The organism is Pseudomonas palleroniana (genome assembly GCF_003031675.1).
In the GTDB taxonomy this organism is placed as follows: domain Bacteria; phylum Pseudomonadota; class Gammaproteobacteria; order Pseudomonadales; family Pseudomonadaceae; genus Aquipseudomonas; species Aquipseudomonas palleroniana.
The window spans coordinates 33,625-51,122 of record NZ_PYWX01000072.1 but is presented as its reverse complement, the minus strand read 5'-3'; the positions used below and the strand labels follow the sequence as shown (position 1 = coordinate 51,122).

At 62.1% G+C, this 17,498-nt stretch carries 15 protein-coding genes; 6 read left to right on the top strand and 9 right to left on the bottom strand.

What is annotated here, in order from left to right; all coding sequences use genetic code 11:
- The first annotated feature begins 14 nt into the window (after window positions 1-14).
- The 3 genes from C9383_RS25795 (at window position 15) to C9383_RS25785 (ending at window position 4,426) form a co-directional block, all read left to right on the top strand.
- Window positions 15-1,493 (top strand): DASS family sodium-coupled anion symporter, encoded by a 1,479-nt coding sequence (locus C9383_RS25795; protein ID WP_090370054.1) that lies wholly within the window; start codon window positions 15-17, stop codon window positions 1,491-1,493.
- A gap of 144 nt (window positions 1,494-1,637) precedes the next feature.
- On the top strand, window positions 1,638-3,284 hold the full coding sequence (locus C9383_RS25790) for an MFS transporter (RefSeq protein ID WP_060756782.1): 1,647 nt from the start codon (window positions 1,638-1,640) through the stop codon (window positions 3,282-3,284).
- Entirely contained in the window at window positions 3,281-4,426 is a 1,146-nt protein-coding gene (locus tag C9383_RS25785; protein ID WP_060756781.1) for an HlyD family secretion protein, read from the top strand. Before C9383_RS25790 ends, C9383_RS25785 begins: the two co-directional genes overlap by 4 nt.
- Window positions 4,427-4,453: 27 nt before the next feature.
- Here C9383_RS25785 and C9383_RS25780 read toward each other — a convergent pair whose 3' ends face one another.
- The 5 genes from C9383_RS25780 to C9383_RS25760 all read right to left on the bottom strand — a co-directional run bounded on the left by C9383_RS25780 (window position 4,454) and on the right by C9383_RS25760 (window position 8,076).
- A complete protein-coding gene (locus tag C9383_RS25780) occupies window positions 4,454-5,341 on the bottom strand; it encodes an SMP-30/gluconolactonase/LRE family protein (RefSeq protein ID WP_090370056.1) in 888 nt (295 codons plus the stop codon).
- A gap of 3 nt (window positions 5,342-5,344) precedes the next feature.
- A complete protein-coding gene (locus tag C9383_RS25775; protein WP_090370058.1) occupies window positions 5,345-6,166 on the bottom strand; it encodes an NAD-dependent epimerase/dehydratase family protein in 822 nt (273 codons plus the stop codon).
- Window positions 6,167-6,388: 222 nt separating this feature from the next.
- Entirely contained in the window at window positions 6,389-7,246 is an 858-nt protein-coding gene (gene copD, locus C9383_RS25770) for a copper homeostasis membrane protein CopD (protein WP_090370060.1), read from the bottom strand.
- Window positions 7,247-7,249: 3 nt separating this feature from the next.
- Entirely contained in the window at window positions 7,250-7,615 is a 366-nt protein-coding gene (gene copC / locus C9383_RS25765) for a copper homeostasis periplasmic binding protein CopC (RefSeq protein ID WP_090370062.1), read from the bottom strand.
- A complete protein-coding gene (locus C9383_RS25760; protein ID WP_090370064.1) occupies window positions 7,609-8,076 on the bottom strand; it encodes a GNAT family N-acetyltransferase in 468 nt (155 codons plus the stop codon). Before C9383_RS25760 ends, copC begins: the two co-directional genes overlap by 7 nt.
- Window positions 8,077-8,219: 143 nt before the next feature.
- On the opposite strand from C9383_RS25760, the gene C9383_RS25755 reads away from it, so the two are divergent.
- Window positions 8,220-8,840, top strand: a complete 621-nt coding sequence (locus C9383_RS25755) for a TetR/AcrR family transcriptional regulator (protein ID WP_060756775.1) — start codon at window positions 8,220-8,222, stop codon at window positions 8,838-8,840.
- 121 nt (window positions 8,841-8,961) lie between these two features.
- On the opposite strand, the gene preA is transcribed toward C9383_RS25755, so the two are convergent.
- The 3 genes from preA to hydA all read right to left on the bottom strand — a co-directional run bounded on the left by preA (window position 8,962) and on the right by hydA (window position 13,168).
- Complete coding sequence (gene preA / locus C9383_RS25750) at window positions 8,962-10,236, bottom strand: NAD-dependent dihydropyrimidine dehydrogenase subunit PreA (RefSeq protein WP_090370066.1); 1,275 nt, start codon at window positions 10,234-10,236, stop codon at window positions 8,962-8,964.
- Complete coding sequence (locus C9383_RS25745) at window positions 10,236-11,603, bottom strand: NAD(P)-dependent oxidoreductase (RefSeq protein ID WP_090372363.1); 1,368 nt, start codon at window positions 11,601-11,603, stop codon at window positions 10,236-10,238. Before C9383_RS25745 ends, preA begins: the two co-directional genes overlap by 1 nt.
- A gap of 125 nt (window positions 11,604-11,728) precedes the next feature.
- On the bottom strand, window positions 11,729-13,168 hold the full coding sequence (gene hydA, locus C9383_RS25740) for a dihydropyrimidinase (RefSeq protein WP_090370069.1): 1,440 nt from the start codon (window positions 13,166-13,168) through the stop codon (window positions 11,729-11,731).
- 591 nt (window positions 13,169-13,759) lie between these two features.
- Between hydA and C9383_RS25735 the strand changes: the two genes are divergently transcribed.
- Both C9383_RS25735 and C9383_RS25730 read left to right on the top strand, forming a co-directional pair.
- Entirely contained in the window at window positions 13,760-15,247 is a 1,488-nt protein-coding gene (locus C9383_RS25735; protein WP_090370071.1) for an NCS1 family nucleobase:cation symporter-1, read from the top strand.
- Between the two features lie 112 nt (window positions 15,248-15,359).
- On the top strand, window positions 15,360-16,643 hold the full coding sequence (locus C9383_RS25730) for a Zn-dependent hydrolase (RefSeq protein ID WP_090370073.1): 1,284 nt from the start codon (window positions 15,360-15,362) through the stop codon (window positions 16,641-16,643).
- 197 nt (window positions 16,644-16,840) lie between these two features.
- Here the strand turns inward: C9383_RS25730 and C9383_RS25725 are convergent, their stop codons facing one another.
- Window positions 16,841-17,299: an REP-associated tyrosine transposase gene (locus C9383_RS25725; protein WP_090370075.1), complete on the bottom strand. Its 459-nt coding sequence runs from the start codon at window positions 17,297-17,299 to the stop codon at window positions 16,841-16,843.
- Between the last annotated feature and the right edge of the window lie 199 nt (window positions 17,300-17,498).

The following is a 17,498-nucleotide window of genomic DNA, read 5'->3' as shown; positions in this document are numbered from 1 at the left end:
GCCCGGAGCCGTCCATGAACGCCCCTGCTACAAGCGCTGCATCCTTCAAGTTACCCCTGGGCCTGATGGTCGCCGTACTGGTGATGGTCGGCGTGCTGTGGTTGCCGCTGCCGGCCGACCTGCCCGTGGCTGGGCAGCGCATGCTGGCGATCCTCGCGTTTGCCGTGGTGGTGTGGATCAGCGAAGCGGTGTCCTATGAAGCCAGCGCGATCATGATCACCTCGCTCATGGCGTTTTTGCTCGGCACCGCACCCTCGCTGCAAGACCCGACGCAACTGATCGGCTCCAGCCCGGCCATCAGCATGGCGCTGACCGGCTTCTCCAACCCCGCGCTGGCGCTGGTGGCGGGCGCGTTGTTCATTGCGGCGGCGATGACCCACACCGGCCTGGACCGGCGCATTGCCTTGGTGACCCTGAGCCGCGTCGGCACCACTACCCGGCGCATCCTGCTCGGCGCGATTGCCGTGACGATCCTGCTCAGCCTGGTGGTGCCCAGCGCCACGGCGCGCAGTGCCTGTGTGGTGCCGATCATGATGGGGGTGATCGCCGCCTTTGGCGTCGATAAACGCTCGAACATCGCCGCCGGTATCATGATCGTGGTGGCCCAGGGCACCAGCATCTGGAACGTCGGTATCCAGACCGCCGCGGCGCAGAACCTGCTGAGCGTCGGCTTCATGGACAAGATGCTCGGCCAGCGCGTGTCGTGGATCGACTGGCTGATCGCCGGCGCGCCGTGGGCGCTGATTATGTCGGCCGTGTTGTTGTTTCTGGTGCTCAAGTTGCTGCCGCCGGAAACCGACAGCATCCCCGGCGGTAAAGAAGCGGTGGCGCAGTCGCTGCTGGACATCGGCCCCATGAGCGGCCCGCAGAAACGCTTGCTCGCCGTGTCGGTATTGCTGTTGTTGGCTTGGGCCACGGAAGGGCGCCTGCACAATTTCGACACCACCTCGACCACTTACGCCGGGCTGGTATGCCTGCTGTTGCCGGGCCTGGGCGTGATGACCTGGAAGGATGTGCAATCGCGCATTCCGTGGGGCACGGTGATTGTGTTCGGCGTGGGCATCAGCCTGGGCACGGCGCTGCTGACCACCCACGCCGGGCAATGGCTGGGTTCGCAGGTGGTGGCGCACACCGGGCTGGATCAGGTGGGGCCGTTGGGCGTGTTTGCGATTCTTGGCGCGTTCCTGATCCTGATCCATCTGGGCTTCGCCAGCGCCACGGCCCTGACCTCGGCGTTGCTGCCGATCCTGATTGCGGTGTTGCAGACCTTGCCGGGGGAGTTCAACCGGTTGGGGATGACCATGCTGCTGGGGTTTGTGATGAGCTATGGGTTTATCCTGCCGATCAATGCGCCGCAGAACATGGTGTGCCTGGGCACGGCGACGTTTACGGCCAGGCAATTTGCCAAGGTCGGGGTCTGGGTGACGCTGGTGGGGTATGGGTTGATGCTGGTATTTGCGGCGACTTACTGGAGTTGGCTGGGCTGGATCTGATCAGGAGTGCGCTTTAGAGGCATCCGAGCAGCCACAGACTGACGTGAACCCCACCCCAAGATGGCAAGATGAGCGGCTCTCAGGTTTACTATCCCTGAGTCGTGCTTTTACCGACCGGCCCCGTCGGTTCATCTAGGTCATCGAATGGACAAATACACTCCCCACACCTGGGAACCCCACGAGCGCCCGAGCCTGCCCGGTTCGCCGTCGACGCCGCTGCACCCCACCCACAAACGCTGGCTGTTCGCGCTGGTGGGCGTGCTGGTGGCGATCACCGGGGGGCTGGGGAATGCCCTGGTCATCGCCAACCTGCAATACCTGCAAGGCGCATTGGGGGCGACCACCGCCGAAATGGCCTGGCTGCCCGCCGCCTATGTGATGACCAACGTGTGCATGAACCTGCTCCTGGTGAAGTTCCGCCAGCAGTTCGGCCTGCGCGCGTTTACCGAAGTGTTCCTGGTGCTATATGCGCTGGTGACCTTCGGCCACTTGTTCGTCAACGACCTCAGTTCGGCCATTGCGGTGCGGGCGGCGCACGGCATGGTGGGTGCGGCGCTGAGTTCCCTGGGGTTGTACTACATGATCCAGGCATTCCCGGCCAAGTGGCGCCTCAAAGCCCTGGTCCTGGGGTTGGGCACCGCGCAGCTGGCCTTGCCGCTGGCGCGACTGTTCTCCGAAGACTTGCTGCAGATTGCCGAGTGGCGCGGCCTGTACCTGTTCGAGCTGGGCTTGGCGCTGATCTGCCTGGGTTGTGTGTTCCTGCTCAAGCTGCCGCCGGGCGACCGTTTCAAGACCTTTGAAAAACTCGACTTCCTCACCTTCGCCATCCTCGCCAGCGGCGTGGCGCTGCTGTGCGCGGTGTTGTCCCTGGGCCGTATCGACTGGTGGCTGGAAGCGCCGTGGATCGGCATCGCCTCGGCCGCCTCGCTGATACTGATCATGGCTGGCCTGGCCATCGAACATAACCGCGCCAACCCGATGCTGATGACCCGCTGGCTGGGCAGCGGCACCATGATTCGCCTGGCGCTGGCGGTGATCCTGATTCGCATGGTGCTGTCCGAGCAGTCCACCGGCGCGGTGGGGTTCATGCAGATGTTGAACATGAGCTACCAACAGATGCACACGCTGTACGTGGTCATGCTGGCCGGCGCGATCGCCGGGCTGGTGGTCAGCGCGTTGACCATCAACCCCGCGCACCTGTTGATGCCCCTGGTGATTTCCCTGGCGCTGATGGCCACGGGGTCGGTGATGGACAGTTTTTCCAGCAACCTGACCCGGCCGCAGAACCTGTATATCAGTCAGTTCCTGCTGGGCTTTGGCGGTACGTTCTTCCTGGGGCCGACCATGGTGCTGGGCACGAAGAACGTGCTGACCAACCCGCGCAACCTGGTGAGTTTTTCGGTGATGTTCGGCATTTGCCAGAACCTCGGCGGCCTGATCGGCGCGGCGTTGCTCGGCACCTTCCAGATCGTGCGCGAAAAGTATCATTCAAGCATGATCGTCGAGCACTTGACCTTGCTCGACCCCCGCGTGGCCGCACGGGTACAGAGCGGCGGTTCGGCCTATGGCGGTATCGTCGCCGACCCGGAATTGCGTAACCTGATGGGCATCCGCAGCCTCGCCACGGCCGCGACCCGGGAGGCGAACGTAATGGCTTACAACGATGTCTTCATGCTGATCGCGATCATCGCGATACTGACCATGACCTGGATCTTTTTGCGCAGCCTATGGCTGATGAGTACCACCCGAGCAGCCACTCCTCCCGTTCAACCTAGCGGCGTTTCTTCATGACCGAATCGACAACTACGACCACCAACGCCATTGCCTCGACCCCGGAAGGCAGCACCCCACCGGGCTCGACCATTACCGAACCGCGCTCGTTGCGGGTGCGCATCGTCTCTTCGCTGGGCTTTGCCGCGATTGCCATCGTCGGTGTGTTGATCGTGTTGTATGCCTGGCAATTGCCGCCGTTCAGCAGCGCCGTGGAGACCACTGAAAATGCGCTGGTACGCGGCCAGGTGACGATCATCGGCCCGCAACTGAGCGGTTATGTGTTTGAGGTGCCGGTGCAGGACTTCCAGTACGTGAAAGCCGGCGACCTGCTGGTGCGCCTGGACGACCGCATCTACAAGCAACGCCTCGACCAGGCACTGGCCCAACTGGCGGTACAGAAAGCCGCGTTGGCCAATGTAGTGCAGCAGCGCAACAGCGCCGAAGCCACCATCAAGCTGCGCCAGGCCGCGTTGGCCGATAGCCAGGCGCAGTCGCGCAAGAGCCTTGCCGACCTGCGCCGCAATGAAGAGCTGATCGGCGACGGTTCCGTGTCCAAGCGCGAGCTGGACGTGACCCGTGCGGCGAACGCGCAGACGATCGCCTCGGTGGCCCAAGCCCAGGCCAGCCTGGAAATTGCCCGGCAGGATCTGCAAACCGTGATCGTCAATCGCGGTTCGCTGGAGGCCGCCGTGGCCAGTGCCGAGGCGGCGGTGGAACTGGCGCGCATCGACCTGTCCAACACCCGCATCACCGCACCGCGTGACGGCCAGTTGGGGCAGATTGGCGTGCGCCTTGGGGCCTATGTCAATTCCGGCGCGCAGTTGATGGCCCTGGTGCCCCCGCAGTTGTGGGTGATCGCCAATATGAAAGAAACCCAGATGGACAACGTGCAGGTCGGCCAGCCGGTAACCTTCACCGTGGATGCGCTGAACCACCGCAAGTTTCATGGCACGGTGCAGCATATTTCCCCGGCGACCGGTTCGGAGTTCAGCCTGTTGCAGGCCGATAACGCCACCGGCAACTTCGTCAAGATCGCCCAGCGCGTGCCGGTGCGGATTACGGTCGACCCCGACCAGGCCGAGAGCGAGCGGCTGCGGCCGGGGTTGTCGGTGGTCGTCAGTATCGACACCGCGGGGCGCTTGAAAAACAGCCCGCCTTGAGACCACGCCGTTCAACAGGTACCAGCGTCACCCAGGCTTGCGACACGCAAACGTAGGTTCGGGTAACCCCTGGGCACCGGGGTTGAGGGCGAACACGCCGCCAGCCAGGGACTGCTCGCTGTGGTCGTCCCGAATCGAGGTGACGAACAAGGTGTCCAGGCGACTGCCGCCGAACGCGCACATGCTGGGTTTTTTCACCGGCACGCTGAGCGAGCGGTCGAGGCGGCCCTCGGGGGTGAAACGGTGGACCAAGCCTGCGTCGTTGGCGCAGATCCAATAGCAGCCGTCGGCATCGACGGCCGCGCCGTCGGGGCGGCCGGGGTGCGCGTGCATGTCGATGAACACACGGCGATTGGACGGTGTGCCGCTCTCCAGATCGTAATCGAACGCCCAGACCTGCTGCACCGACGGATGCGAGTCCGAGACATACATCGTGCGCCCATCGGGGCTGAAGGCCAGGCCGTTGAGGGTGATAAACCCGCTTAGCTGAGCCTGCGGCGTTGCACCTGCGGCGAAGCGATAAAGAGTGCCCTCGGCGGCCCCAAGGCCCATGTCCAAGACCATGCTGCCGGCCCAGAAGCGGCCCTGGCGATCACAGCGACCGTCGTTCAGGCGCATGTCCGCGCGCGGGTGGTCGACGGTCGCCAAGGGGGTGGTGTCGAGGCTGCCGTCGTTGTGCGGGGTGAGTTGGAAAAACCCGGTTTGCATGCCGGCAACCCAGTTGCCGGCGTCGCTACGTGCGATGCAGGCAAGCATTTGCGGGGCTTTCCAGGCCGCGAGGTGGCCGGTGGCGGCGCTCCAGCGTTGCAGGCCGCCGTTGGGAATATCGACCCAATACAGCGCCTGTTCCTCGGGTACCCAGACTGGGCATTCGCCCACGGTGTTGCGGGCGTCGACGATCAATTCAGCGGGCATGGTTCAGTCACCGAAGGGGCCGGCCGCGCAAAACGCACCGCCTTGGTAGACCTTGGCCGGGTCGTTTTCAGCCATGGGTGGCTGGGTTTCGACCTGGGCGCGGAACACTTCGGAACTGTCCTTGGGCACAAAGCCCAGGTGCACGGCGTAGCGGTTGTCCCACCAGGTGTCGAGGTTAGCCGACATGCCGTACACCACGGTATGGCCGACGTTGGGGGTGTAGAGCGCACGTTCCAGCAGTTGCGTGAGGTCGTCGAAGCTCAGCCAGGTGTGCATCATCCGGCGGTTTTGCGGTTCGGGGAACGAGGAGCCGATACGGATGCTCACGGTCTCGATGCCGTAACGGTCGAAGTAAAAACTGGCCAGGTCTTCGCCGTAGGATTTGGACAGACCGTAGTAGCTGTCCGGGCGGCGAGGGGAGTGGGCGTCGAGGATTTCGCCTTGTTTGTGGAAGCCGATCACATGGTTGGAACTGGCGAAGACCACGCGCTTCACGCCGTGGCGGCGGGCGGCTTCGTAGATGTGGAAAGTCCCGCAGATGTTGGCGCCGAGTACCTCTTCAAAGGCGCGCTCCACTGACACGCCGCCAAAATGCAGGATCGCGTCGACACCTTCGACCAACTGGTGCACGGCGTGTTTGTCGGCGAGGTCACAGGGTTGCACTTCTTCAGACGCGTCGGCGGCCGGGGCCATCGGGGCGATGTCCGACAGGCGCAACACCCGAGCATAGGGGCGCAGGCGTTCACGCAGGACTTTGCCCAAGCCCCCGGCGGCGCCGGTGAGCAGCAGGCGGTTGAAGGGTGTGGGCGAGGTGATTGTGGTCATGTGGATTCCATTATTGTTGTAGGTTGTCGTATGACTTGTCTCGAGTATCCTTACGCTCCCCCCAGCTTGTCAACCCGACCTGTGGGAGGGGGCTTGCTCCCGATAGCGGTCTATCAATGATGCTTGCGGTGGATGACACACCGCTATCGGGAGCAAGCCCCCTCCCACAGGGGATTTTCTGTGTGCTGGGGGTTGTATGATGAGGTGGTCGGAAGTTGGGGCTCAGTCGGCGAGGAGCATCGGCGGGAGCGTGCCGAGCAGGGACACCGCCGCCACCGCCGCTACGCCCAGTGACCACTCCAGCATCACACTGGCCTTCAAGCTGCCCAGGCGTTCATCACAGCGTTCGATACGCAGGCGGTTCAGCAGCGCCAGCGCCAGCATGCCCAGCACCAGCAGCACCTTGATCAACAGAATCAATGCAAAGCCATTGAACAACGGCGTGGGCCATAGCTGCCCGGTGAGCACGCGCACATTGATCAGCCCCGTCACCAGCAACCCGCTGACCAAGCCATAACCCACGCCGCTGAAACGCTTGAGGATGGTTGCCAGCGCATCCTCTCGCGGGTGCCTCAGGATCAACACCAGCAGCAATAAGCCACCGAGCCAGGCGCCGACGCACACCAGGTGTACCACCTGGTTGAGGATCAGCAGTTGCCCGCTCAACCCATTGAGCATGGCGCCATGGCCCACCGGTGCCAGCGTGACCAGCAGCAGGCTGATCAACGGCAGGCGCAAGGCCGGCCAGGGTTTGATCAGCGCGATCACCAGCAGCAGGTTCAACAACAGATGCCAGGCCCACACCTGGCCAAAGAAGGTTTTGCCCAGCACCAACTGCACGGTCGCCGGTTGCAGCGCCGCGCTCCAACTGCCGGCCATGCTGGCGGTGATCAACAACAACCAGGCCACGCCGGAGCACAGCGCCAAGCCGGCGAGCACGCGGGTGATGTGCAGCAGGTGCCGGTCAAGTGCCGGTTGCCGTTCAGTGCCTAACAGCCAGGGCCTGAAGGCACAGGCCCCGAACATCAACAGCACGACGATGAAGTGCACAAAGCGGCACAGCACCAGCAGTGTCGCCATGGGTTATTGGCCGACCTTGAAGCTGTATTCGCCGTTGCTCTTGTGCGTGTCGACCGACACCGCGTTCCACACTACTCGATAGTTGCCGGCGGCCAGCGGTGCGGTAGGCGTGACGACCAGGGTCTTCTTATCGGCGTCGGGGGTTTCCAGGCCCTTGATCGCGACTTCGGTGCCGTCCTTGCTCAGCGACACCTTGGTGAAGACGGCTTCGACGCCTTCGCTGAACGTCAGGCGCAGGTCGGCAGGCGCCGCGACGGTGCTGTCGGCCGCAGGCGTCGAGCTCTTGAGGTGGGCATGCGCAAACGCGGCCGAGGCGCCCAGCAGCGATGCGAGCAGGGCGACGGTGGTCAGGGCTTTCTTGATCAACATTGTTCGATACCTTCAGGTGGGGAAGTCGGTAGAGCCATATGTAACAAGGGAAAGGGTTTGCCTTCGCCATCCAGCGGCGAGCGTGCGACCTGGATGAAGCCATAGTGCAGATAAAACCCCACGGCCTGTGGGTTTTGTTCGTTGACGTCTACCGTCAGGGTGTCATGGCGCGCACGCGCGTGGTCGAGCAATTGCCGGCCGATGCCTTGGCCACGGCGGTCGGGTTCGATAAACAGCATCTCGACGTTATGCCCGCCGGTGCCGATGAAACCGGCGATACCCTGCGCGTCTTCATACACCCACACATCCAGGGCAGGCATGGGCAAATAGGTGTCGCGCACCAGGGGTAGCAGACGTTGGATGTCGTCCTCTGGCAGGAAGTCATGGGTGGCGCGTACCGAGCGTTCCCACAGTGCGCCGAGCACGGGGTCGTCAGTGGCGACACGAGGTCGGATAGTCATGATCTGGGTCCTTGATCGGGAGAGCGATGCTAACCAATCCGTTTTCCAGGGGAAAGGTTCGCGTCAGAAGTTTCATTGTGGTGTGTCGCCGCGCCCTGGAGCCGATGGTAGTCTTGAGGCCATGTTGTTGTCAGGGAGCCCTTATGGGCAATCACAAGATCGGAATTCGTCGAGTCAACGTCGAAAAAATCCTGTTGGCGGCGGAAAAAGTCTTCGCGGTGAAAGGTTATGGCAGCACCGCCATGGCCGACATCGCCGAAGAAGTGCAATTGCCGCGCTCCAACCTGCATTACTACTTCACCACCAAGAGCGAGCTCTACAGCGCGGTGCTGTTCGACCTGCTGGACGTTTGGAAACAGGACGCCCTGAGCTTCGAAACCTTCGACGATCCGCGTGTGGTGTTGAGCAGCTACATTCGCGCCAAGATGCAGCGCTCGCGCACGCGGCCCTATGGGTCGAAAGTCTGGGCCAACGAAATCATCCACGGCGCGCCAACCCTGGGCCAGGCGCTGGATGAAAGCCTGTACGACTGGGCCAAGATGAAGGAAGCGAAAATTCGCCAATGGGTGGAAGACAAACGAATCCTGCCGGTGGAGCCGTCGAGCCTGCTGTATATGATCTGGGCATCGACCCAGCACTATGCGGACTTTGATCATCAGGTGACGATTCTGAATGATCACCAGCCGCTGTCGGACATGCAGTTCGAGAAGGCCATTCAGACGGTGACCAGTGTGATTTTGCGGGGGATCGGCTTGGAGCCTTGAGGTTTGTGTTTTGAGTGGTGGCCTCATCGGGAGCAAGCCCCCTCCCACAAATGACCGCATTCACCTGGAGGCATGCAATCAACTGTGGGAGGGGGCTTGCTCCCGATAGCGGCCTGAAGCCCTACACCGCCTCCCGATAAGGGTTGCGTGGATCCTGCGTCCAATTCAAAAACGGCTTGCCCGTCTCCATCGGCACCATCTCGATACAATCCGCCACCGGGCAGGTGATCTGGCACAGGTTGCAGCCCACGCACTCATCATCGATCACGCTGTATTGATGCGTGCCATCCGCCTGTTTCACACTCGCGATCGCCTGGTGCGAGGTGTCTTCACAGGCTATGTGACAACGCCCGCAGCCGATACACGCCGCCTGATCGATCTTGGCGATGACCTGGTAATTGATGTCCAGGTACTTCCAATCCGTGGTATTGCCCACCGCCCGCCCGGAAAAATCCTGCAGGCTGGTGTAGCCCTGGCTGTCCATCCAACGCGACAGCCCATCCTTCATCTCGTCCACAATCCGAAACCCATGCAACATCGCCGCCGTGCACACCTGGACCGCGCCGCACCCCAGCGCGACGAATTCGGCGGCATCGCGCCAGTTGCCGATGCCACCAATGCCGCAGATCGGCAGGCCCTGGGTCTGCGGGTCACGGGCGATTTCCGCGACCATGTTCAAGGCAATCGGCTTGACCGCCGAACCGCAATACCCGCCGTGGGTGCTCTGGGTGCCGACCACCGGCAGGGCGACCATGCGTTCCAGGTCCACACTGGTGATGGAGTTGATGGTGTTGATCAGCGAGACCGCGTCCGCGCCGCCGCGATAGGCCGCCCGCGCCGCCACACGAATGTCGGTGATATTCGGCGTGAGCTTGACGATCACCGGCAGCGAGCAGTACGTCTTGCACCAGCGCGTGACTTGCTCGACATACTCCGGCACCTGGCCTACCGCCGCGCCCATGCCGCGTTCGGGCATGCCGTGGGGGCAGCCGAAATTCAGCTCGATACCGTCGCAGCCGGTGGCCTCCACCAAGGGCAGGATGTTTTTCCACGACTGTTCGACGCAGGGCACCATCAGCGACACGATCAGCGCACGGTCCGGCCAGTCCTTTTTGACCTGGGTGATTTCCCGCAGGTTGATCTCCAGGGAGCGGTCGGTGATCAGCTCGATATTGTTGATGCCCAGCACTTCACGATTGGCGCCGTAGTGGGCCGAGTAGCGTGACGACACATTGACCGCCGCCGGGTCTTCCCCCAGGGTTTTCCACACCACGCCACCCCAGCCGGCCTCGAAGGCGCGGACCACGTTGTAGGCTTTGTCGGTGGGCGGTGCGGAGGCCAGCCAGAAGGGGTTGGGAGCCTTGATACCGGCGAACACAATCGAAAGATCGGCCATTACGCAGCCTCCACGTTCAGCATGAGTTGGGCGTGCATGGCCTCGGCGGCCAGCTTGCCGTGTTGCACCGCCTGCACGGTGAGGTCCTGGCCGAGGCTGACGCAATCGCCGCCGGCATAGACGCCTGGAATACTGGTGCGCAACTGCTCGTCGACGAAGATCCGCTCGCCGACGCGGTGCAGTTGCTGGGCCAGCGGGTCGTGCAGGGCGGCGTTGTCGAAGCCCTGGCCGATGGCCTTGAAGATGGCGTCGGCGGCCAATTCGAAGGTTTCGCCGGTCGCGTGCAGACGCCCGTTTTCCATGTGCGTGCGCAGGAAGCGCATGCCGCGCACACGACCTTGATCATCCAGCAGCACGGCTTCGGGCTGGGCCCAGGTCAGCAGGCGCACCTGATTGGCCTTGGCGATGTCCTGCTCATGCTGGGTTGCGCCCATGTCCGCCAGGCCACGGCGGTACACCAGGTTCACATCGCGGGCACCCAGGCGGGCCATTTGCACGGCCATGTCGATGGCGGTGTTGCCGGCGCCGAGCACGATGCAGCGATCGGCCAGGGGCAGTTGGGTGAGGTCCTCGGCCTGGCGCAGTTCGCGGATGTAGTCGGTGGCGGCCAACAGGCCGGGAGCCTCTTCGTGGGGCAGACCGAGTTGTTTGCTGGCGGCCAGGCCGAGGCCGAGGAACACCGCGTCAAATTGCTGGTGCAGCTCGCTCAAGGTCAGGTTATCGCCCAGGCGCTGGCCGTGGCGAATCTCGATACCGCCGACCTGCAGCAGGAAATCCAACTCCTTTTGCGCAAAGTCATCCACCAACTTGTATTTGGCGATGCCGTATTCATTCAGCCCGCCGGCTTTTTCCCGCGCCTCGAAAATCACCACGTCATGCCCGTGCAAGGCGGCGCGATGGGCGCAGGCCAGCCCCGCAGGCCCGGCGCCGACCACCGCGATGCGTTTGCCGGTGGGCGCGGCGCGCTGGAACGGGTGTTCGCTGAAGTGCGCATTGTCGATCGCGTAGCGTTGCAACAGGCCGATCAGCACCGGGGCGCATTCCTCGGCGTGGTTACGCACGCAGGCTTGCTGGCACAGGATCTCGGTGGGGCACACCCGGGCGCAACTGCCGCCGAGGATGTTGGCCGAGAGGATTTTCTGCGCCGCACCCTGCACGTTATCGGTGTGGATATTGCGGATGAACGAGGGGATATCGATCTCGCTGGGGCACGCATTCACGCACGGCGCATCGTAGCAATACAGGCAACGCGAGGCTTCCAGCTGGGCTTGTCGGCGATTGAGGGGCGGCGCCAGGTCGCTGAAATGGCTGGCCAGCGTTGCGCCGTCTTCTTGGGGGTGGGGGAGGTGGGTCAGGGTCTGGATCACGGGGTTGGCCTCACGGTTTTGTGGGTTGCCTCTGGCGGGCATTGTTGTTGCCTGTACTGGCCTCATCGGGAGCAAGCCCCCTCCCACAGTCGAATGTGGGAGCGGGCTTGCTCGCGAATGCGCGCTCAGCGGTTCACGGCCACCGGCCTGGAATGCTCAGCCCGTTTGCTCAACTGCTCGAACACCGGCGGATACGCCGGCCGCTCCACATACCGCCCGGCGCCGCGTTCGGCGCGCAGGTCGCCATCGGCCCAGACCAGCTTGCCCTGGCTGATGGTGTGGCTCGGCACACCGCGTACGGTCTTGCCTTCGAAGATGTTGAAGTCGACATTCTGGTGGTGGGTCTTGGCGGAAATGGTCCGTGTGCCCTGCGGGTCCCACAGCACCAGGTCGGCATCCGCACCCACCCGAATCGCGCCCTTGCGCGGGTAGAGGTTGAAGATCTTCGCGGTGTTGGTGGAGGTCAGCGCGACGAAATCCTGCATCGACAGGCGCCCGCTGTTGACGCCCTCATCCCACAGCAGCGCCATGCGGTCTTCGATACCGGCGGTGCCGTTGGGGATCTTGCTGAAGTCGTCACGGCCGGCGGCTTTTTGTTCGGCGCAGAAGCAGCAATGGTCGGTGGCGGTGGTGTGCAGGTTGCCCGATTGCAGCCCACGCCACAGCGCCTCCTGATGCCCGCGTGGGCGGAACGGCGGGCTCATCACATAGCCGGCGGCGGTTTGCCAGTCGGGGTGCTGGTAGACGCTGTCGTCCAGCAGCAGGTGGCCGGCGAGGACCTCGCCATACACCGGCTGGCCCTTGCCACGGGCGTAGGTGATTTCGTCGAGGGCTTCCTGGGTCGATACGTGCACCAGGTACAACGGCGTGCCCAGGGTCTCGGCGATACGGATTGCGCGGCTGGCCGCTTCACCCTCCACCTGGGACGGCCGCGACAGCGGGTGTGCTTCCGGCCCGGTGATGCCCTGGGCCATCAGCTTGCGTTGCAGGTGATACACCAGTTCGCCGTTTTCCGCATGCACAGTGGGCACCGCGCCCAGTTCCAGGCAGCGTTCGAAGCTGGCGACCAGCGTGTCATCGGCCGCCATGATCGCGTTCTTGTAGGCCATGAAGTGCTTGAAGCTGTTGATGCCGTGATGGCTGACCAGTTCGGCCATTTCCTCGCGGACCTGCTCGCTCCACCAGGTGATCGCCACGTGAAAACCGTAGTCGGCCGCGGACTTCTGTGCCCAGCCGCGCCACTGGTGAAAGGCTTCAAGCAATGACTGCTGGGGGTTGGGAATCACAAAGTCGATGATCGAGGTGGTGCCCCCTGCCAGGCCCGCCGCCGTGCCAGTGAAAAAATCTTCGCTGGCCACGGTGCCCATGAAGGGCAGTTGCATATGGGTATGAGGGTCGATGCCGCCAGGCATCAAGTATTGGCCGCTGCCGTCGAGTATTTCAGTGCCGGCGGGAATATCCAGCTGAGTCCCTATGGCCCGGATTAGACCGTCTGTGCATAAAACATCGGCGCGGTAACTTTCATCATGGGTAATAACGGTGGCGCCACGGATCAACAGCGACATGTCGAGTTCCTCACAGGCTTGACCGGCTTGTGCCAGTTCTAAGTGTTGTAATGCGGCTTGCCGATGCTCGTTTAATTCTTGTCATCGGTGACAGGAATAGAAACTAGCCCGAGATTTTCGATTGGGCAAGAAGATTTTTTATAAGCTTATATCGTCTTTAATATATTGATTTATAAGGATAAAAAATAAAAATCACCAAAATGTAGCGATGTCTCACCATTTTGACGCACTTGACAGGTTCTTAAATTGAGCAACATTTCTTATTGCAAATCAGATGCTTGAGAGATGCCTCTTGACGGGGCCGGTAAATAAAAATAATTGTGTTGCACCAGATTGAGTCCTGACGGTTCGGGCAACTTCCACGTTATTTAGCCTGAGTAGCGCGGCGAGTGCCTGAGGCTCAATCGGAAAGTTGATAAACATCAGTACGTTATATAAGCGGTGTGGGTTCGAGGTGGGCGGTCGGCACGGTTATTGAGTGCAATGGCGGCTGGCCGGACCCGTGATGTCATGTTGTTAACGCGGTACTCCGGCCACCCAGGTTCAAACCCTGGGTGAGCAACAATAATTCGAAAAAACCGTGGAGCGGCCATGCAACAGAACAGATCGCAAGTCATTGAACGCAACGGCCTGTACGAACTCGACGCCGGCCCCGACGTCCTCGACAGCCCTCGCTATAACCACGACATGGCACCGACCAAGGTGCATGAACGCACCTGGAACAAATGGCACATCACCGCGCTGTGGGTCGGCATGTCGATCTGCGTGCCGACCTACACCCTGGGCGGGGTACTGACGGCCTACTTCGGGCTGACGGTGGGCGAGGCGCTGATGGCGATCTTGCTGGCCAATATCGTGGTGCTGATCCCGCTGACCCTTAACGCGTTTCCCGGCACGAAGTACGGCATTCCCTTTCCGGTGTTGTTGCGTTCGTCCTTTGGCATTCTCGGCTCCAATGTGCCGTGCCTGATCCGGGCGCTGGTGGCGTGCGGTTGGTTCGGGATCCAGACGATGTTTGGCGGGCTGGCGATCCACCTGTTCCTGGGCTCGATTTTCGAGGGCTGGAAGTCCCTGGGCGGCACTGGCGAAGTGATCGGCTTCATGATCTTCTGGACCCTGAACCTGTGGGTGGTATTGCGTGGCGCCGAGTCGATCAAGCGCCTGGAAACCCTGTCGGCACCGTTGCTGGTGGCGGTGGGGATCGGTCTGCTGGTGTGGGCGATGCCGAATGTGTCGCTCAGCGAGCTCATGGCCATCCCACCCAAGCGCCCTGAAGGCGCGAGCCTCACCGGTTACTTCATGGCCGGGCTCACTGCGATGGTGGGTTTCTGGGCCACGTTGTCGCTGAATATTCCCGACTTCAGCCGCTACGCCAGGAGCCAGAAGGACCAGATCCTGGGGCAGATTTTCGGCCTGCCGCTGACCATGTTCCTGTTCGCCGCCCTCGGCGTGATCATGACGGCCGCGTCGGTCAAGCTGGTGGGTGTCAGCGTGTCCGACCCGGTGAGCCTGATCGGGCATATCCAGAGCCCGGTGTGGGTGGCGATCGCCATGGCGTTGATCATTATCGCGACGTTGTCCACCAACACGGCGGCGAACATCGTCTCGCCCACCAACGACTTTCAGAACATTGCGCCCAAGCTGATCAACCGCACCACCGCCGTGATCCTGACTGGCTTGGTGGGGCTGGCATTGATGGGCCACGAGTTGCTGAAAAAGCTCGGGCTGATTGTTTCCGATGTGAGCCTGGAGACGGTCTATTCCAACTGGTTGCTCGGCTATTCAAGTCTGCTGGGGCCTATCGCCGGGATCATGGTGGTGGACTACTTCATCACCCGCAAACAGCAATTGGACCTTGCCGGCCTGTACCGCGACGACATTTACCCCGCGTGGAACTGGAGTGGCTTTATCGCCTTCGGCGTGCCGGTGGTGCTGACCTTGCTGTCGCTGGGCAGCGACGCGTTCAGTTGGTTCTACAGCTACGGCTGGTTTACCGGTTCGGCACTGGGCGGTGTGTTGTATTACGGCCTGAATGCCAAGCGCGGCATCAGCCCGGTCACGGCCAAATCCTCGTTGTGAGAGGTTGAAATGCAATTCAAATGTGGGGGCAAGCCCGCTCCCACATTTTTGGCCTCATTCCATGCCTGGAATCGGGTCAACCCATAAGAAATGTAGCCTGAGGAGATCCCCCATGAACGCTGTGATGGACGTTCTGCAATCCACCCATCAGCACATCAACCGCGACCGCTTGTGGCAGTCCCTGATGGACCTGGCCAGGCTCGGCGCCACGCCCAAGGGCGGCGTATGCCGCCTGGCCCTGACCGACCTCGATCGCAAGGCCCGCGATCTGTTCGTGCAGTGGTGCGAGGAGGCGGGTTGCACGGTCACCATCGACGGCATCGGCAATATCTTCGCGCGCCGCCCCGGGCGCAATCCCAACCTGCCACCGGTCATGACCGGCAGCCATATCGACACCCAGCCCACCGGGGGCAAGTTTGACGGGTGCTTTGGCGTGCTGGCGGGCGTGGAAGTGCTGCGCACGCTCAATGACCTGAAGCTGGAAACCGAGGCCCCGTTGGAAGTGGTGGTGTGGACCAACGAAGAAGGCTCGCGTTTTCCACCGTGCATGATGGGGTCCGGGGTGTTCGCCGAGAAATTCACCTTGGCCGATACCCTGGCCAGGGTCGATGCGGAGGGGGTCAGCGTGGGCGATGCGTTGAATGCGATCGGCTACGCGGGGACGCGTCCGGTCAGCGGGCACAAAGTCGGCGCGTATTTCGAGGCGCATATCGAGCAAGGGCCGATTCTCGAGGACGAGAAAAAAACCATCGGTGTGGTGCTCGGGGCATTGGGGCAGAAGTGGTTCGACCTGAAACTGCGCGGCGTTGAAGCCCATGCGGGACCGACGCCGATGCACCTGCGCAAGGATGCTTTGGTCGGCGCGGCAGCGGTAGTGGCGGCGGTGAATGCAGCGGCGTTGGGGCACCAGCCCCATGCGTGTGGAACCGTGGGTTGCCTGCAAGCCTATCCTGGCTCGCGCAACGTCATTCCGGGTGAAGTACGCATGACCCTGGACTTCCGCCATCTGGAGCCGGCGCGACTGGATTCGATGATCGCCCAAGTGCGCAAGGTCATCGATGAGACCTGTGCCAAGCATGGCCTGAGCTTCGAGATAGAGCCTACGGCGGATTTCCCCCCGCTGTATTTCGACCAGGGCTGCGTCAAAGCTGTGCGCGACGCGGCCAATGGCCTGGGCCTGTCGAACATGGACATCGTCAGCGGGGCAGGGCACGACGCGATTTTCGTCGCTGAACTCGGCCCGGCAGGGATGATCTTCGTGCCGTGTGAAGGCGGCATCAGCCACAACGAAATCGAAAACGCCGCCCCGGATGATCTGGCGGCAGGCTGTGCAGTCTTGTTGCGCGCAATGGTTGCTGCTTCAGCCGCCATCGCCAGCGGCAAACTCGCTGCCTGAAAGCAGCTGAGGAATGTGGGCGGGGGGTGAGCCCTAATGCCAGTCAGTTAATAAGCGACAGAGCGGACGATGGATAACCTGTGGGAGGGGGCTTGCTCCCGATAGGCCGCGCAGCGGCCTCAAAAATGGGCCTGCTACGCATTCCATCGGGAGCAAGCCCCTTTCCACATTGGACTCACATTGAGCCGTGTTTGGCGCTATATCCAGATTGCGTCCCATAGCGGATAGTCGCCTATGCGCTTCACCAATCCCGCTCGCAGCGGGTTGGCCACCACGTATCTGGCCATTTTTACCAAGTCGTCCTCCTTGCGCAGCGCACGGTCATGGAAGCTTTCCTGCCACAGTCGTCCCTTGCGCCCACTCGCGCCGTTGACGGTTCGCGTACTTCTGGATTTCACCTGGCACATCAGATCCGCCAGCGAGCCTTTTTTCAGCTCGAGCAACCAATGGAAATGGTCCGGCATGACGACCCAGGCCATGGAGTTCGCCAGCCCTTTGTATTGGGCCAGCCGAAATTGCCAGACCACCAGGCGGCCGAGGTGGAAGTCGCTGAATAGGGGTAAGCGTTCGTGGGTGTTGGTGGTGATGAGATAGATGCGGTTCGGTTCGCTGAAACGACCGATACGCAGGCGGTGTGAAGCGGGTAGATCTGCCATTCCCTGGGCCTCTCTAGATGGGTTTAGAGAGGCTAGATTGGGGAGTGAGAGGCTGATGGGCAGGGGTTTGGCAGGATGTGTCCAGGCGGACGCCATCGGGAGCAAGCCCCCTCCCACATTGGCTCTGCGGCGTTCATACATTTTGTGTCTGATGCTGATCTAATGTGGGAGGGGCGGTGCGACGATTCGACTTGCTCCC

What these genes read in the sequence shown, in the direction of transcription:
- C9383_RS25785 (WP_060756781.1), top strand. Translation starts at nt 3,281, where the DNA reads ATGACCGAATCGACAACTACGACCACCAACGCCATTGCCTCGACCCCG.
- preA (WP_090370066.1), bottom strand. Translation starts at nt 10,236, where the DNA reads ATGGCCGATCTTTCGATTGTGTTCGCCGGTATCAAGGCTCCCAACCCC.
- C9383_RS25735 (WP_090370071.1), top strand. Translation starts at nt 13,760, where the DNA reads ATGCAACAGAACAGATCGCAAGTCATTGAACGCAACGGCCTGTACGAA.
- hydA (WP_090370069.1), bottom strand. Translation starts at nt 13,168, where the DNA reads ATGTCGCTGTTGATCCGTGGCGCCACCGTTATTACCCATGATGAAAGT.
- C9383_RS25730 (WP_090370073.1), top strand. Translation starts at nt 15,360, where the DNA reads ATGAACGCTGTGATGGACGTTCTGCAATCCACCCATCAGCACATCAAC.
- copD (WP_090370060.1), bottom strand. Translation starts at nt 7,246, where the DNA reads ATGGCGACACTGCTGGTGCTGTGCCGCTTTGTGCACTTCATCGTCGTG.
- C9383_RS25775 (WP_090370058.1), bottom strand. Translation starts at nt 6,166, where the DNA reads ATGACCACAATCACCTCGCCCACACCCTTCAACCGCCTGCTGCTCACC.
- C9383_RS25795 (WP_090370054.1), top strand. Translation starts at nt 15, where the DNA reads ATGAACGCCCCTGCTACAAGCGCTGCATCCTTCAAGTTACCCCTGGGC.
- C9383_RS25790 (WP_060756782.1), top strand. Translation starts at nt 1,638, where the DNA reads ATGGACAAATACACTCCCCACACCTGGGAACCCCACGAGCGCCCGAGC.
- C9383_RS25760 (WP_090370064.1), bottom strand. Translation starts at nt 8,076, where the DNA reads ATGACTATCCGACCTCGTGTCGCCACTGACGACCCCGTGCTCGGCGCA.
- C9383_RS25755 (WP_060756775.1), top strand. Translation starts at nt 8,220, where the DNA reads ATGGGCAATCACAAGATCGGAATTCGTCGAGTCAACGTCGAAAAAATC.
- C9383_RS25725 (WP_090370075.1), bottom strand. Translation starts at nt 17,299, where the DNA reads ATGGCAGATCTACCCGCTTCACACCGCCTGCGTATCGGTCGTTTCAGC.
- copC (WP_090370062.1), bottom strand. Translation starts at nt 7,615, where the DNA reads ATGTTGATCAAGAAAGCCCTGACCACCGTCGCCCTGCTCGCATCGCTG.
- C9383_RS25780 (WP_090370056.1), bottom strand. Translation starts at nt 5,341, where the DNA reads ATGCCCGCTGAATTGATCGTCGACGCCCGCAACACCGTGGGCGAATGC.